At 41.3% G+C, this 15,952-nt stretch carries 14 protein-coding genes and 1 riboswitch; of the genes, 3 read left to right on the top strand and 11 right to left on the bottom strand.

The features are described 5' to 3' along the window. Positions 1 to 50: 50 nt before the first annotated feature. The 8 genes from LI112_RS06600 to LI112_RS06565 all read right to left on the bottom strand — a co-directional run bounded on the left by LI112_RS06600 (position 51) and on the right by LI112_RS06565 (position 7,236). Positions 51 to 644, bottom strand: coding sequence for a hypothetical protein (locus tag LI112_RS06600; protein ID WP_227190382.1), 594 nt, complete (start codon positions 642 to 644; stop codon positions 51 to 53). A 17-nt stretch (positions 645 to 661) separates the two neighbouring features. After that, positions 662 to 1,144 carry a hypothetical protein gene (locus tag LI112_RS06595; RefSeq protein WP_005426863.1) on the bottom strand — a complete coding sequence of 161 codons (483 nt, stop codon included), beginning with the start codon at positions 1,142 to 1,144 and terminating at the stop codon, positions 662 to 664. 213 nt (positions 1,145 to 1,357) lie between these two features. Further along, positions 1,358 to 2,305: an AAA domain-containing protein gene (locus LI112_RS06590; protein WP_207658418.1), complete on the bottom strand. Its 948-nt coding sequence runs from the start codon at positions 2,303 to 2,305 to the stop codon at positions 1,358 to 1,360. Between the two features lie 57 nt (positions 2,306 to 2,362). Further along, positions 2,363 to 3,100 (bottom strand): AEC family transporter, encoded by a 738-nt coding sequence (locus LI112_RS06585; RefSeq protein ID WP_227190381.1) that lies wholly within the window; start codon positions 3,098 to 3,100, stop codon positions 2,363 to 2,365. A gap of 2 nt (positions 3,101 to 3,102) precedes the next feature. Beyond that, positions 3,103 to 3,663 (bottom strand): NUDIX domain-containing protein, encoded by a 561-nt coding sequence (locus tag LI112_RS06580; RefSeq protein WP_005426869.1) that lies wholly within the window; start codon positions 3,661 to 3,663, stop codon positions 3,103 to 3,105. Continuing rightward, positions 3,647 to 4,936 carry a DNA polymerase IV gene (locus tag LI112_RS06575; protein WP_005426870.1) on the bottom strand — a complete coding sequence of 430 codons (1,290 nt, stop codon included), beginning with the start codon at positions 4,934 to 4,936 and terminating at the stop codon, positions 3,647 to 3,649. The genes LI112_RS06580 and LI112_RS06575 overlap by 17 nt, the downstream gene beginning before the upstream one ends. 14 nt (positions 4,937 to 4,950) lie before the next feature. After that, on the bottom strand, positions 4,951 to 5,655 hold the full coding sequence (locus tag LI112_RS06570) for a hypothetical protein (RefSeq protein ID WP_005426871.1): 705 nt from the start codon (positions 5,653 to 5,655) through the stop codon (positions 4,951 to 4,953). A gap of 9 nt (positions 5,656 to 5,664) precedes the next feature. Continuing rightward, entirely contained in the window at positions 5,665 to 7,236 is a 1,572-nt protein-coding gene (locus LI112_RS06565) for a cellobiose phosphorylase (RefSeq protein WP_227190380.1), read from the bottom strand. 188 nt (positions 7,237 to 7,424) lie between these two features. Here LI112_RS06565 and LI112_RS06560 point away from each other — a divergent pair, with 188 nt between their 5' ends. From LI112_RS06560 to LI112_RS06550, 3 genes are all read left to right on the top strand, one after another. Beyond that, the gene (locus LI112_RS06560; protein WP_005426875.1) at positions 7,425 to 8,774 is read left to right on the top strand and encodes an MATE family efflux transporter; all 1,350 of its coding nucleotides are present in this window, start codon (positions 7,425 to 7,427) and stop codon (positions 8,772 to 8,774) included. Between the two features lie 230 nt (positions 8,775 to 9,004). Next, positions 9,005 to 10,609, top strand: a complete 1,605-nt coding sequence (gene pckA, locus LI112_RS06555; protein WP_118013013.1) for a phosphoenolpyruvate carboxykinase (ATP) — start codon at positions 9,005 to 9,007, stop codon at positions 10,607 to 10,609. A gap of 112 nt (positions 10,610 to 10,721) precedes the next feature. Further along, positions 10,722 to 12,413, top strand: coding sequence for an alpha-amylase family glycosyl hydrolase (locus LI112_RS06550; protein ID WP_227190379.1), 1,692 nt, complete (start codon positions 10,722 to 10,724; stop codon positions 12,411 to 12,413). 108 nt (positions 12,414 to 12,521) lie between these two features. Here LI112_RS06550 and LI112_RS06545 read toward each other — a convergent pair whose 3' ends face one another. The 3 genes from LI112_RS06545 to LI112_RS06535 form a co-directional block, all read right to left on the bottom strand. Beyond that, a complete protein-coding gene (locus tag LI112_RS06545; RefSeq protein ID WP_005426881.1) occupies positions 12,522 to 13,136 on the bottom strand; it encodes an ECF transporter S component in 615 nt (204 codons plus the stop codon). Positions 13,137 to 13,148: 12 nt separating this feature from the next. After that, positions 13,149 to 14,132 (bottom strand): nucleoside hydrolase, encoded by a 984-nt coding sequence (locus tag LI112_RS06540; RefSeq protein WP_227190378.1) that lies wholly within the window; start codon positions 14,130 to 14,132, stop codon positions 13,149 to 13,151. Between the two features lie 86 nt (positions 14,133 to 14,218). Beyond that, a riboswitch (PreQ1 riboswitch) is annotated at positions 14,219 to 14,263 on the bottom strand. A 137-nt stretch (positions 14,264 to 14,400) separates the two neighbouring features. Beyond that, positions 14,401 to 15,885: an AAA family ATPase gene (locus LI112_RS06535; RefSeq protein WP_227190377.1), complete on the bottom strand. Its 1,485-nt coding sequence runs from the start codon at positions 15,883 to 15,885 to the stop codon at positions 14,401 to 14,403. Positions 15,886 to 15,952 lie beyond the last annotated feature (67 nt).

Genomic DNA, 15,952 nt, shown 5'->3' with positions numbered 1-15,952 from the left:
ACTGTTCTGAGGGAATTTATTGATCGGGGTGTAACATATGTTTGACAAACCTACAGTGTTAGCGCCTCTTCTCCTCTGGAAACACTGTGATATCCAGTTTCTTTGCTGTTACCATTATCATATTTCATTGTTATGCCGCCTTTTGTATCACCCGGTTTGTAATAGTAATATCCTGTGTACGTATTATCCAGCTCATCCTCTCGAAAATCCCAATATGTTCCATAATTGTAATACAAAGCATTTCTGAACGATGCTTCATTAAAATACTCTGCATATAAAATTGTGCCATCTTCCTTATTAAAAGATACCTCCAGAGAATCACCTGATTCTGCATATTTTTGAAGCACAACATCTGAATCAAATGCAATATTATAATTCCTGCTTTTCGGTGTACCATTATATTCTTCTGCTGTATATTCCACACTGTGTTCTTCTATTAGTTTAAGAAGCTTATCTTCTGTTGTTTCTTTATTAATTTCCAGAAATATCTTTTGCAAAGCATCATATTCCTGCGTTTCCTCTGCTTTTGCTTCATTTGTTGAATCTGAAGCAGCCACGCTCCAGCATGAAACGGAAAAAGCAAGACCAGTTGCAATCCCTGTGGCAACAATTTTTAATATATTTTTTCTGATTTTCATTTTCATACAGTCCCTTCTCTTACCTAATTTCCGTTTTCTTCCCAGTAGTCATACGCATCATCGTATCCACCATCATAATCTCCGTCTCCAAATTCATCAGCCCAATCATCGGCAAAATCATCCGGGTCATCATAGTTACTGACATCATACGAATCACTCTTCCAGGAAGAATAGGAATTACCATTATATTTTCTTGGTACAGGTGTAGGAGTATTTCTCCTCTTTGGTGTATAATGATATTTTTGTGATTGGTTAAAAAGCTCAAAACTGTTATAAATTCTTTCACCATTGGAACTGCCTGAAGATTTCTTTTTGCTGTTTTCATAAATACTATTAATATGATCCCAACAGTACTGTGTTCCCGCATCTTTTAGATTCCAACACCCCGGCATTTCACAGAAACTATCATATATCTTCAAGCTCACAATCATCAGCAATAATAATCCCATGGTCACTGCGTATATTATTTTGAATTTCTTTGATTCAAAAAATGGTGGTAAAAACACATAGATTGCCCCCTTCTCTGTCGATTTACTAAATAATAAACTTTTGAGTATTCTAGCTTGCTACTTAACGAAATTCCACCGCACATGAATAATAATGAATTTCATTTTTTATTGATACTTCTCTTCCATGAGATTCCAAATACAAAAAGGATGCCAAAAAAATAGAGCGTTTTTTTCTGTTCAGTGCTTATGCTAAAATTTATACATCCACTTCTAATAAACTGAATAAGTTTTAAGATCTCGATAATTTGCAGACAAATATTCACTTACTTTATCTACTCTAATAAATTTTTGTTTTTTCCATTCATATATTTCGAAATAATCATTGATTTTTAGACATAAAAAAGTATCTTTGCCAAACATTAACTCATCCCTATAAGTCAATAAATTTTTAAACGCATTTAAAATTCCAGATACTACAAACACATTTCCCTCTGTGATATTGCTTACCGATGAATCGATCTTTTTTGCACTTCCAAGTCTGATTGCACGTATCTTAGGATTAGAAATCAATCGCTCCAACGCATTATCAACTGCCAAATTAGCTTGAGATGCAACTAAAACACGCTTATTTCGTATAACCAATTGATAAATTGCCTCTGCAATAACAGTTGTTTTCCCTGTTCCGGGAGGCCCCTGAATTAAACATACATCCGGAACAGACAATATTTTTTCTACCGCTTCTTTTTGTTTTTCGTTGATATCTGAATTCTGCCATGTACTTATTTTCTTGATTTCCTGTGGCGTTCTTGCTTTATTAATGTCAAAAAGCCATTGATCCAGTCCCTGTGAAGCAGCCTTTCCCATAACAAGATTGTTGACTGCACCTTTTAAACGATGAAGCAATGCAAAATCTCCAATTTGCGATGTTGCAATATAGCCATCTGCGTAAAGCTCTCCGGCCATTGTTTCCTCTACATCATCCTGAATGCTTCCCATTCGGCGTATCTGACGTTCAATCATTGTATTTGCATTCACTGTGAATTCAAAAACCAATTCCATCACATAAGGTTCAAAATAATTTCGATTAATTCCAGAAATCAGGGATCTTGTACCTGAATCTCGGTCATTCTCATATTTCTTTGCATAATCCTTTAATGTATCCCATTCATATGTTTCAAGTATTAAACTAAGCACAGTCATCACAAAAAACGTGCACAAAAAAAGACACCAGCCTCCCAGCCAGTGTCTTTTCAAAAACTTTCTTATTCATTCTTTCTACGCCATCATCTCATACGATCCCACCATCACGGGCATGGTCACGATTGACAACAGCGTCGTCAGAACATACAGTGAACTGGCGTATGCCGCATCTTTATCGTAGAGCTGTGCCATGGAGGTGACAGTCGCACAGGCAGGTGTTACAGATGCCAGATACACGGTCAGGAGAATCTGTTTTGCATCCATTATTCCGATAAATGCACAGATTATTTTCATCAGGAACAATACAAATATCGGATATACAATAAGTCTTAAAGCTGTAGAAACATAGTTTCTTTTTCGGTTAAAAACAGTTTTAAGCGGTACTTCTGCGATGACCATCCCAGCCAGCAGCATGCCAATTGGGCCGATCATATTATTCATCATATTCATGACATCCTGTACACCGGATGGCAGCTGGATTCTGCCAATAAACAGTACTACGCCTACTATAATGGATATGATATTTACATTCAGAAGCACCTTTTTCCATTCCAGTTTATCTTCTTCGCAGAGCATATTTTTGCAGTGTGTCCAGATTAATATAAGCTGTACTGCAATGTATGCACTTGAATAAATAACGTACTCCTGTCCGAGAAGTTCCTGCACCAGCGGAATGACCAGGTATACCATGATCACAGATACACTTTTGCTCTCTGAGGATTTCATAAGTCCTGCCTTTACGACTGCATATCCCATAAGCATGATTGCAAACAACTTCGCGATTTCTTCCATTAACAATAAACTGATTTCCATTTCTAGCCTCTCTTCTCCGTCATAAACTCCCGTACAATCTCCAGTCCGCCACTTGGTACGCAGAACTTCTCTCTGCTCTTCTGGCACTCTGCATAGGTTTCTTCCAGGGCAAACCATTCCACGGCCTCGACTTCTTCTTTCTGCAGAACCAGATCCGCGATATCTACCGGTTGATCATAGATATATACAAAAGCCAGTTCTTCATCTCGAAACATTTTGCCATGAAATTCTTTTGCAAACGAAATCGGGAATGTTCCGGCGAATACAAGCTGCTCCGGTGTGGCTTGTATTCCAAGTTCCTCTCCTAACTCGCGAAGTGCTGATTCCAGTGGTTCATCGCCTGCCTGGATGTGTCCCGCCGACGAAGTGTCAAATTTTCCCGGAAAAGAGTCTTTATTCATGGAACGCTTCTGAAGCAGCACTTCTGTTCTTCCATATTTCTCCCGTATGATCCATATATGTGCCGTCCTGTGTGGAATGCCTTCCGCATGCGCTTTCTCGCGGGTTACAGTCTCGCCGGTCGGATTTCCCTGTGTATCTATGATGTCAAATATTTCTTCCATTATCTTTGCCTTTCTCTGCCTGTTTTCCGCAACTTATCTCGAGTTCATTTTTCATCTGCGCGCGTGCTTTCCGCGCGATTCCGGAATTGCTGTTCATAATGCTTGCACGTGTGATCTTGTCGTTGCCGAATTTCTGTCGGATTTCGTCCATAGTTGCGTCCAGTTTTCGGTGACGTTCTTTCTTTTCATTATCTTCAAAAAGTGATAATTGCTCGAAGCTCTCGTCTGTAAGGTTTGTAAGTGCTACTCCGATCAGTCGGAGCGGTTCGCCTTTCCAGGATTCTGTAAAGAGTTTTTTCGCGTTCCTGAAGATTTCATCTGTCATATCCGTTGCATTGGAAAGTGTTGTCTGGTGCGACTTATTTTTGAAATCAAGCGTACGGAAAGTTACTGATACAGAAGTACATTTTTTTCCTTTTCGGCGCATTCTGGTGGTGACCACATCACATTGCTCCAAAAGAATCGGAAGTACCTGCTCTACTGAGACAATATCATCATTAAACGTTGTTTCTACACTGAAGCCCTTGGCTTCTTCAGGCTTTGCTTTGACTGGTGATTCATCGATTCCAAGCGCGTATTGATGCAGCTGATGTCCGGCTTTATTCCCTAATAATGCCTGTATTTCTGACTCACTTACATGTGCCATATCACCAATCGTGCGAATTCCGGCCTCTGTCAGTTTTTTCTCAAAAGCTTTTCCCAGAAACAACAGATCACGCACCGATAACGGCCACATCTTAGTCGGGATTTCCTCTGGAAAAAGTGTATGTACCTTGTCCGGTTTCTCAAAATCGGATGCCATTTTGGCCAGCAATTTGTTTGTAGAAATTCCTACATTAACTGTAAATCCCAGTTCGTCCCGTATCTTATCTTTTATCTCATGTGCTGTTTTTATCGGGTCTGGATAAATCAATGAAGTGCCTGTCATATCCAGAAAAACTTCATCTATAGAAAAGGATTCCATCACCGGTGCATACGACGCGCAGATTTCTTTAAATGCCCTGGAACATTTGATATACAGTTCAAAATCACTTTTTACAATGACGAGCTCCGGACATTTCCGAAGTGCCATTGCCACCGGTTCACCTGTCGTGATCCCATATTTTTTTGCCGGTATGGACTTTGCCACAACAATTCCTGTACGCTTCTTCGGATCACCGCCAATACATGCAGGAATATCTCTTAAATCTGACAGTCCCTGCTTCACTCTTCGTGCTGACTCCCATGAAAGAAACGCACTGTTGACATCTATATGAAAGATTAAACGGCTCATTTTTTGCCCACGTCCTATTCTTTCTTCTGATATTTCGTTCTCAAAAGCCACTTCTGATCGATCACTTTTATTTCATTTCCAAATCGAATATGCAGGGTCACAGATCCTGTCGCCTGCTCGATTTTTTCTATACAGCCTTCTCCAAACTTGGGATGCTGTACCTGCTCCCCGACCGTATACTGAACGATACTTGCCTGACTGCTTTTGTGTTCCTGCTGCCTTCGGTAGGTATCCCGTATCGCCACTGTCTTATCATGAATCGGATTTTTGAGTTTCTTTTCATAGTCATGTTTCATCAACGCTTCGCCAGCTTTGTAGTATGGTGTCGGCGCCGCTCCGACCAGGGAACAACAATATTTCCAGGCACTTCCATGAAGTCCCGGCTGCCACTGATATTCCCTTGGGATTACAATATGATGTTCCATATAATGGGCATACTCATGTTTATAAAGGTCCATACGGTCTTCTTTACTCAGGGGATTTTTTACTCCATATCCCACAAAAAGCAGAGAAAAATGGAAGTGTTCTTTTTCATGATGTCCGGTTCTTGTATAGGATCCCAGTGCATCTGTTTCAAATCCAAAAGTGATTGGAATCTGTGCCCCGCGAAGATGAAATTTCTTATCCAGTTCACGGTATAATGCCCGGATCTGCGCAGTCAGAATCGTAGTTTCTTTTTGTAAGGATGCATATAATTCTGTGTAATCTCTGTCACTCATATCATCTTATTATTTAAGGAAATATTTTCTCAGAAGGTACGTTGGTGTACAGCTCCATGCATGGCAGTAACTGTTTACGATACTGCTTCCATATGGAGACTCTGCCGGATTTTCCGGATTGTAGAGCTCCCAGAAAGTATCCGCACCGTGATTGATCATGCCGCCCCAGTAATATTTCATATAATCCATTGCCTGGTCTTTTTTGCCGCACATCAAAAGTGCTTCTACATAATGATGGTTCATGTATGGAGAGACCATTGCTTTTTCCGGTTTCAGCTCATCCAGCTTATCAAGCATTGCTCTGCCTTCTTCAATGCTGACTGCACCTGCAAGGATCAGCCATACCTGACTTGCGTAGTTGATCTGTTTTTCTTCGCCACTTACAAACAGGCCTGTTTTCTCATCCAAAAGATATTTTCTGACTGCTGCAGTCTTTTCTTCTGCTTCTTTTTTAAGCTCTTCTGCTTTTTCTGTATCACCAAGGATTTCTGCGATTTTCTGCACTTTCTTTGCGCAGTAGATATAAACACCCTGCATAGCTGTCTGTTTGTTCAGGCCTTCGGTCCAGTCGATGAATCCCCAGAAACCTTCACCGTTTTTCATAAGATTTTTTTCGTCAAACTGCTCGCCTGCGATCTCAATCTGGCGATATGCACATTCACTTAAATCCTGCAGAGTATCTTTATCGCCGGATGCTTCATAATAATCTAGAAGTGTTGCACCAAAGAACATGGAATAGTCCAGAAGAAAGGTATCATCTACGATGAATTTCGGCTCTGTAAACAGGCATGCACTTACCTGACCATTGTCTTTTGTCTGCCCTGCAAACAGGTACAGGCATCGTTTTACGAGATCCATGTTATGGAATGTTTCATAGTTTGCAAGTGCCTGAAGTCTTAAGTCTCCGAGCCACAGACGGCGGTCTCTCTTCGGTCCATCCTCAAATACGGACTGCATGCAGTTGTGCAGGGTACGAAGGCTGACCCTGTCCAGTTTACGGATTATTTCGTCATCACTCTCTACCGGTTTCACATCCTCCATGCGAACAGCAGAAACACTGGTGCAGTACACATCTTCTACTACCATCTGCCATTTCAGAGAAGTATCGATTGCCTCGATTTCCATATAGCGGAACGCATATCTTCTTGGGAGTTTCAGTTCCGCCGGAAGTACATCGATATGGATAAATTCTTCCTGAATCCAGCCACGACTGATCCATCCATTATAATCTGCGGAATCCTCTGTCATTTCTTTTGCGATCTCACCGAATTTCAGTCTGAAAAACGCCGGTGAATCCTGCGGACTTCCTACGGAATTCAGTTTCAGAGTCACATAGCCTACCTGATGATCTCCGAAATCCAGGCAGATTTTATCCCCTTTTGCAAGATGACAGGAAGAAAGATTCTCAATCTCATCTCTCTTATGGACTTCCGGAAAAATCTCTTCTGTTTTTACAATATCTACTATAGCAACAGGACGTACCACTGTCTCGATAAGTTTTGGCGTACATGCCTCTGCTTTTTTTACAAATTCATCATTGGTTACTCGAACCATATTTAAATCAATACTTACTGCTGGCATTATGTCATTTCCTTTCTAAATTCATGCAGACTGAATCTGCAAAATATCAAATTATTTTACCTTTTATTGTAAAATAAGCTATACCATTGCGTCAATATTTTTTACCTATCTTTCTCTTTACAAACCTTTCACGCTGACGTATTCTATAACAGGATGAAGAAAATATAATGTATTATTGAGGTTTTATTATGTCTGAAAATACGCAAAAAAAGGCCCGTTCCATTGAAATGGTAACGGGTTCTTTATGGAAAAATATTATTTTATTCAGTATTCCGCTGATGTGCTCGCAGCTTCTGGAAGTTCTCTTCAATTTAAGTGATGTCGCTGTTGTTGGGCGTTTTGCAGATTACAAGGCACTTGGTGCCGTGGGATCTACCACTTTGCTCGTCACATTGTTTGTCGGATTTCTGATTGGTATGGGAAGTGGAGTCAATGTCCGTGTTGCCCACGCACTTGGTGCCGGAAAGCACAAAGATACCGTGGAAACAGTCCACACAGCACTTCTTTTGTGTATGATGATGGGGCTCCTGATCGGAGCCGTCTGTTTCTTCTTTTCCGGGCGCATGCTCATGCTTTTGCATACAAAAGATGATCTGATCGGACAGGCATCTCTGTATCTGAAGATTTATGCGATCGGGCTTCCGGCCATGGGAATATACAACTTTGGTAATGGTGTCTTAAGTGCCCGTGGCGAAACAAAACGTCCACTTTATTATCTGGCGATTGCCGGTGTTTTGAACGTCATTCTGAATTTATTTTTTGTTATCGTACTTCACATGGCAGCAGCCGGTGTTGCGACTGCCACAGCAATTGCGCAATATGTTTCTGCCGGACTGATTCTGATTCACCTGCTCCGTCGCAAAGATGAATGCCGTGTTTCTTTAAAAGACATCAGATTTCACAGACACGCCGCCATTTCTATTCTGATGCTTGGTATCCCGGCCGGAATCCAGAATGCAATTTTCGCAATTGCCAATCTGTTTGTACAGACCGGTGTTAATTCTTTCGATACTGTCATGGTTTCCGGAAGTACTGCGGCTACAAACGCTGACACACTGATTTTTAATGTCATGTATGCGTTCTATACCGGATGTTCCAGCTTTATGAGTCAGAACTACGGTGCCAGAAACAAAAAGCGTGTGCTCAAAAGCTATTTCATCAGTCTGTTTTATTCATTTACAACAGGCTTGATCCTTGGTCTTCTGCTCTTTATTTTTGGTCATCAGTTCATGTCTCTGTTCGCCACAGACGCAGCGGTTATTGATGCCGGCATGCAGAGAATTAAGATCATGGCCTTTTCATATTGTGTGTCCGCTTTTATGGACTGCACAATTGCAGCATCCCGCGGTCTTGGAAAAACCGTCATTCCTACGATCATTATCATTCTGGGATCCTGTGTTTTCCGTATTGTCTGGATCTACACCATTTTTGCCTGGATTCATACAATTCCGGCATTATTCCTTCTGTATCTCTTCTCATGGATCATCACATCTATCGCAGAAATCATTTATTTCATAATAATCTACAGGAAGCTGTGATCCTGTAGATTATTTTTTTCTTTTCTTCTATATTAATAAGTAGGCTTTGTCATTTCTCCTTCATAACTGTTAAATTATTATCATTTTTTAAAAATTTCACTGTTTTTTTATTGCTTTTATTGATGAATTATGTATAATTAACTCTATGAGAAGTTGGAATGTTCCACTTCTTAGAGGTTAAAGAAGCCAGCATATAGATGGCCCTATTAAAGAAGAGAGGTAAATGTAAGATGGCAAAAATCGATTTAACTAAGTATGGCATCACAGGAACAACTGAAATTGTGTACAATCCTTCTTACGAAGTATTATTCGAGGAAGAGACCAAAGCAGGTCTTGAAGGATTTGAAGTAGGCCAGGAAACAGAACTTGGCGCTGTTAATGTTATGACAGGTATCTACACAGGACGTTCTCCTAAAGATAAATTCATCGTTATGGATGAGAACTCCAAAGATACAGTTTGGTGGACTTCTGATGAATACAAGAATGACAACCATCCTGCAACACAGGAAGCTTGGGATGCTTGTAAAGAAATTGCAAAAAAAGAACTTTCCAATAAGAAACTTTTCGTAGTTGACGCATTCTGCGGTGCTAATGCTGATACTCGTATGGCTATCCGTTTCATCGTTGAAGTTGCTTGGCAGGCACATTTTGTTACAAACATGTTCATCCAGCCAACAGCTGAAGAGCTTGAAACATTTGAGCCAGATTTCGTTGTATACAATGCTTCTAAAGCAAAAGTTGAAAACTACAAAGAACTTGGTCTGAACTCTGAGACAGCTGTAATGTTCAACATTACATCCAAAGAACAGGTTATCATTAACACATGGTACGGTGGAGAAATGAAGAAAGGTATGTTCTCTATGATGAACTACTTCCTGCCACTGAAAGGTATCGCAGCTATGCACTGCTCCGCTAACACAGACCTCAACGGAGAAAACACAGCAATCTTCTTCGGACTTTCCGGAACAGGTAAAACAACTCTTTCCACAGACCCGAAACGTCTCCTGATCGGTGATGACGAACACGGCTGGGATGACAACGGCGTATTCAACTTCGAAGGTGGATGCTACGCTAAAGTTATCAACCTTGACAAAGAATCTGAGCCAGACATCTACAATGCAATCAAACGTAACGCTCTTCTTGAGAACGTAACTGTTGATGCAAACGGAAAGATTGATTTCGCTGATAAGAGCGTTACAGAAAACACACGTGTTTCCTACCCGATCGACCACATCGAAAAAATCGTTCGCCCGATTTCTTCTGCACCGGCAGCTAAAAACGTTATCTTCCTGTCCGCAGATGCATTTGGTGTACTTCCGCCAGTATCTATCCTGACAGAAGCTCAGACACAGTATTACTTCCTGTCTGGATTTACAGCAAAACTTGCTGGTACAGAGCGTGGAATCACAGAGCCTACACCTACATTCTCAGCTTGTTTTGGCCAGGCATTCCTGGAACTGCATCCAACAAAATATGCAGAAGAACTTGTTAAGAAAATGGAAAAGAGCGGAGCAAAAGCTTACCTCGTTAATACAGGATGGAACGGAACAGGCAAACGTATCTCCATCAAAGATACTCGTGGTATCATCGATGCTATCCTTAACGGAGATATCAACAACGCTCCTACTAAGACAATTCCTTACTTCAACTTCGAAGTTCCAACAGAACTGACAGGTGTTGACACAGGAATTCTTGACCCACGTGACACATATGCAGACGCTGCTCAGTGGGAAGAAAAAGCTAAAGATCTTGCTGCAAGATTCATCAAGAACTTTGCTAAATATGAAGGAAATGAAGCTGGTAAAGCACTTGTTGCTGCTGGTCCTCAGTTATAATTTCATAACAAATAGCAAAACCCAAGGGGCTGCCGTTTAACGACAGCCCCATACTTTTATCTAAACGCTTTATATCTATCCCCCAAACTACTACGAAACGAGATGATGAAACATGAGTTGGTATAACGAAGCTATTTTTTATCACATTTATCCACTTGGCCTTACCGGTGCTCCCAAACAGAATGAGTACACAGAACCGGTACATCGCCTGAACACTCTTCTTCCATGGATCGGCCATATCAAAGAAATCGGATGCACAGCCCTGTATATCGGACCGCTCTTCGAAAGTGTCGGCCATGGCTATGAGACAACAGATTACAAGAAACTGGACTCCCGTCTTGGAACAAACAAAGATCTGACTGCTTTTGTAAAAGCCTGTCATGACAAAAAAATCAAAGTAATTTTTGATGGTGTATTCAATCATACCGGACGCGATTTCTTTGCATTCAAAGATATTCAGCAGAATCGTGAAAATTCCAGATATCTGAACTGGTATTGTAATGTAAATTTCTGGGGAAACAATGAATACAACGATGGATTTTCCTATGATAACTGGGGTGGATACAATCTGCTTGTCAAATTAAACCAGAGAAATCCAGAAGTTCAGGATTATATCTGTGATGTGATCCGTTACTGGGTTTCTGAGTTTGATGTAGATGGAATCCGCCTGGATGCTGCCGATGTACTGGATTTTGATTTCATGCGTGCGCTCCGCCGTACTGCAGAAGAAGTCAAACCGGATTTCTGGCTGATGGGCGAAGTAATTCATGGAGATTACAGTCGCTGGGTAAATGGAGAGACTCTGCACAGTGTTACAAACTATGCTCTGCACAAAGCACTTTATAGCGGACATAATGATCACAACTATTTCGAGATCGCCCATACGGTAAAATATCTCCAGAATATGGGAAATCTGGATCTTTATAATTTCGTTGATAACCACGATGTAGAAAGAATCTATACAAAGCTATCCAATAAGGCGCACTTTACTCCGGTTCATATTCTGCTCTATACCCTTCCGGGCGTTCCAAGTATTTATTATGGTTCTGAGTTTGGGATCGAAGGACATAAAGAACGCTCTTCCGATGACAGTCTGAGGCCGGCACTTAATCTTGAAGATTACGAATCTGCCCTCAGTGATAATCCTTGCACTGCTCTCATTGCAGCTCTTGGTAAGATCAGACAGAATACACCTGCTCTGAGCTATGGAAGCTACACAGAACTGCAGCTTACCAATCGTCAGTTTGCATTTGCACGTGATCTGGACAGCGTGCGTGTGATTGTGACTGTCAACAATGACGACAACGATGCCTGGATGAATCTTCCTGCCGGAAATGCTGTTGAATATATTGGCACACTGACCGGGCAGAAAGTTTCTGTAGAAGGTGGACACATCAATGTACGCGTGGGTGCAAACAGCGGTGAGATCTGGGTGCCATCAGAAGAAACATCTGTTCCTGAAACATTTTCTGAAAACAAGGACTCTATCGTTGAAGAAACACCTGTTACTCAGGAAGAAGTCAAAAACGAAGGCTCTGCAGAAACCAAAACAGCCTCTGCTTCCTCTGTACCGGAAGCTGCAAGTACAAAAGAAGACACCGATAGAACTCCTGCCTCTACTGAAAAGGAGCCTGTCAATTTCGATCCGAACAAAGCTCCGGAAGACATGTCCATCGAAGAGCTCCAGGCTGGCATCCTCGCAAAGATGGCAAACAACGGTCCCGTCACCGATCAGATGAAGAAAACAGTTTACGACAATATATGGCACGATTCTCTGGTCAACTGGCTCAAGAGCTTCTGCTGATTCATATTATAAAAGGAATACTGCATCGCAAATCGACAATTCTTTCTTAAGCGATGCAAAAAAGAGGAGTATCTCACACAATTTTCGTGTGATTACTCCTCTTTTCTTTTATATTGCTCTGTTATGCACATTCCCCGTCAGTCTCTGTCGCAATTCTCCACCGAGCATCGTCACAAATACACTTACCGCAAATACAGAAATGCATCTGTCCAGATAATCCGTCAGAAACTGTACTGCAAAGATACTTCCGGTCAGTCCAAGCGGTGTTCTGGAAAGAAGCTGGACCAGAATCGAAGATCCTGATGAGGTCACACCTCCAAATAATACTGCATTGATCACAGAACTTACAATCGTTCCCGGTACAGTGATCAGTACTGCAGCAAACAGCACTTTTACTTTCTTTACGGATAACTTACGAAAAACAAGTCCACTCATGATACCTGTGATCATACCCACAGGTGCAAAATATAACGAATAGATATCCACTGTCATACCCATAAAAATTCCACTGATCAGGTTCGGCAGCATACCAAACCACGGTCCCAGAACTGCACCTGTCAGAATAGTTCCAATGCTGTCCAGATAAACCGGCAGTTTCATAAAGAGTGCAATCTGTCCCCCGACAATATTGATTCCTACTGCCAGTGCCACCAGACAGATCTGGTAAACATTGATCTTGTTTTCTGAATAATCTTTTTTGTTTCTTTTCATTGTTATCTTCATTCTGTCACCTCTCTACAGCTCATGCAGAAGTTTAAATTCATCCTTCTTCCATCTGCTTCCATCATTTTTTCTGAGTACACGTTCCATAAAGAATGCAAAAAATCTTTCAGAATCTGTTTCTGTAAGAATCCTGCTATTCGGTTCTTTTTTCCAGAAGTTCATAGAATCTACAACAGTCTGACCACGACAAACTCCGTCAGTTGCAACGACTGTAAAGCTATCAAATCCATCGCACATGGATCGGTCAATAAAATATGCCACTGCCAGTGGATCATTGATCACGCAACCAATAATTCCCTCCTGTTCCCAGTGAAAATCCATATAAAATCCTGTGATCTTACGAATAAATTCTCCCATCTCCGGATCCAAGCGGCACATATATTCCAGCCTGTTCGGTGTCAGGACAATTTCACGCGTTACATCCAGTCCAATCATATGAATCTTGCTTCCTGCCTTTGCCAAAAGATCATACACAACGGCAGCTGCATCCGGATCACACCAGTAATTATACTCAGCTACCGGCGAACAATTTCCATGACTCTTGAAACTTCCTCCCATGGATACCATCTCTTCTACATTAGCGATCAGTTCCGGCTTTCTCGAAAATACTTTTGCCAGATTCGTCATCGGGCCAAGTGCGATAATGGATATTTTTTCTCTCTCCAGAAGTTCTGTCAGAAAATCAACTGCATTCTTCTTCTCATATTCACCTTCCACTTCCGGAAAAAAGCTTTCTCCAAGTCCATCCATCCCATGGGTATCCCTCGCATCAATATATTCTTCCCGGAGCGGAACTTCTTCTCCAATATAGATTGGAATATCCATTCTGCCAAGCTGCTTCAGAACCTTTCGTGCATTAGCCGCCCCCATATCAGATGGCACATTACCTGATACTGTTGTGATTGCCAGAATATCAAGTTCCGGAGAATTTGCAGCAAGCATGATCGCAAGTGCATCGTCAATTCCCGGATCACAGTCTATAATAATTTTGCGCATAAAAAAACTTCCAACCTTTCCTTCTTCCAGGTGATTTTTATAAAAATCCTCCACAGAAAAAGGTATCGACGATCGGAAGATACCTGCATGACCTAGTTTTTTATACTGGGAGGGTTTCGAACCAGTTATGAAATTTATAAAACATTTCATAAAAATCTACTTATGAAACTTTTTGTAGTATAACAAAAAGGACTCCGGAATGCAAGTATATTTTTACATTCCGGAGTAAAATTTTAGTTACTGTGTATGAAATAAGTATTTACCGATTTTATTCAAATAACTTCTTCACCATATCCGCGTCAAAAATCACAGAAGATACATGATTTACTTCAATCTGATACAGAGCATTTGCAGCAATGTGTTCTGCCGCCTGTTCCAGATCACGGATACCGGTCGTATCAGCAAACTGATCGATCACTGCATCAAGTCCATCCGGAGCCACTACGCACTCTTCTTCTTTGAGGCTCATGCGTTTTAATACTTTCGGAAGTGCAAATTTGGAGAAAATAACTTTCTTTTCTTCTGCTGTGTAATCCGGAAGTTCAATGACCGCAAAGCGGGACATTAACGGAGCACTGATCTGTGCTTTGTCGTTGGCTGTCGCAATCGGATAAACACCGACAGTCGGAACCATACATTCCATATAGTTATCTGTAAATCCAAGGTTATCAAGGAGTGTCAGAAGTACATCCGCCGGATTGCCATTTCCCTTGCCATTGGTTGCCTTATCTAGCTCATTGATAATAAATACAAGATTGGACTCGCCTGCCATGGAAAATGCTTCCATAATGATTCCAGGCTTTGCATTGGCATAGACACGGGAACTTCCGGTAAGCTGCTCCGGATCATTAATGGAACTCATATCCAATGTTGTCCACGGAAGTTTCAGGATACGTGCAACTGCATAAGCAATCTGGGATTTGCCGGTTCCTGCCGGACCAACCAGAAGCAGCCCGTATGCCGGAAGTGTATGCGTACGGTTAATCTGAATGATCGTCTCAATGATTCTCTGTTTTACTTTTTCCATTCCATAGAGTTCTTCATCCAGAATACGGCGCGCCTCTACTGGATCAATGGATTCAAAATAGTTATTTTTCCACTGAATATTCATCATAATGGACAGTGCTCTCTGTGCATGTCTGCGTTCTTCCTGCGACACCTCATGAGATTTCGCAACAGCAAGGTTTCTTCTTGCCCAGAGACGGATATTATCCGGCATGGTCCTTCCTGCACAGGTCATAAAATCCGTGATGCTCTGAATACTGGTCAGCTTCATATCATCGCCGTCTTCATCTTCCTCATCTCCATCCAGAAGCTCTGTCGGTGCATTACTTGCCAGAAGACGTTCGATCATAAACTGCAGGAATCCATCTTCTGCTGAAAGTTTTCCGGCTCCCCCAAACGCAGTTTCACGAATCTTATAGATTGCATATCCATCTTCTGTATTCTGTCCAGATAATCGTACACTAATATGGTTTTCGCCCAGCCATTTTACGAGGCTCACAAAACGTGCATCAATTTTGAGAATATCTGCCGGGAAAACACCGTCCTGTTCTTTGAATTCAAAAGAAGATTTCTGGTTTGGATTGGAAAAGACACCACAGGAATGATGCTTCCACTGACGACTTTTATTATCAATGATCAGGATCGGTTTCTCCGGTGACGGTACTTTTTCATTCGACTGGAACGTCGTATAAGTACATTCCGGATCTTTCTTTTCTGTTTTGCTGTTGCTGAAATCAAATACTGGCATAATAAACTGCTGCTCCTCTTTTATTGTTTGTATTGTTGCAATGATTACCATGAATCTATAATCACTT

Origin of the sequence: Blautia sp. 210820-DFI.6.14, from assembly GCF_020558815.1 — a bacterium.
In the GTDB taxonomy this organism is placed as follows: Bacteria; Bacillota; Clostridia; order Lachnospirales; family Lachnospiraceae; genus Blautia_A; species Blautia_A obeum.
The sequence above is the reverse complement of the archived record's forward strand: the minus strand, read 5'-3'. Positions and strand labels throughout refer to the sequence as shown.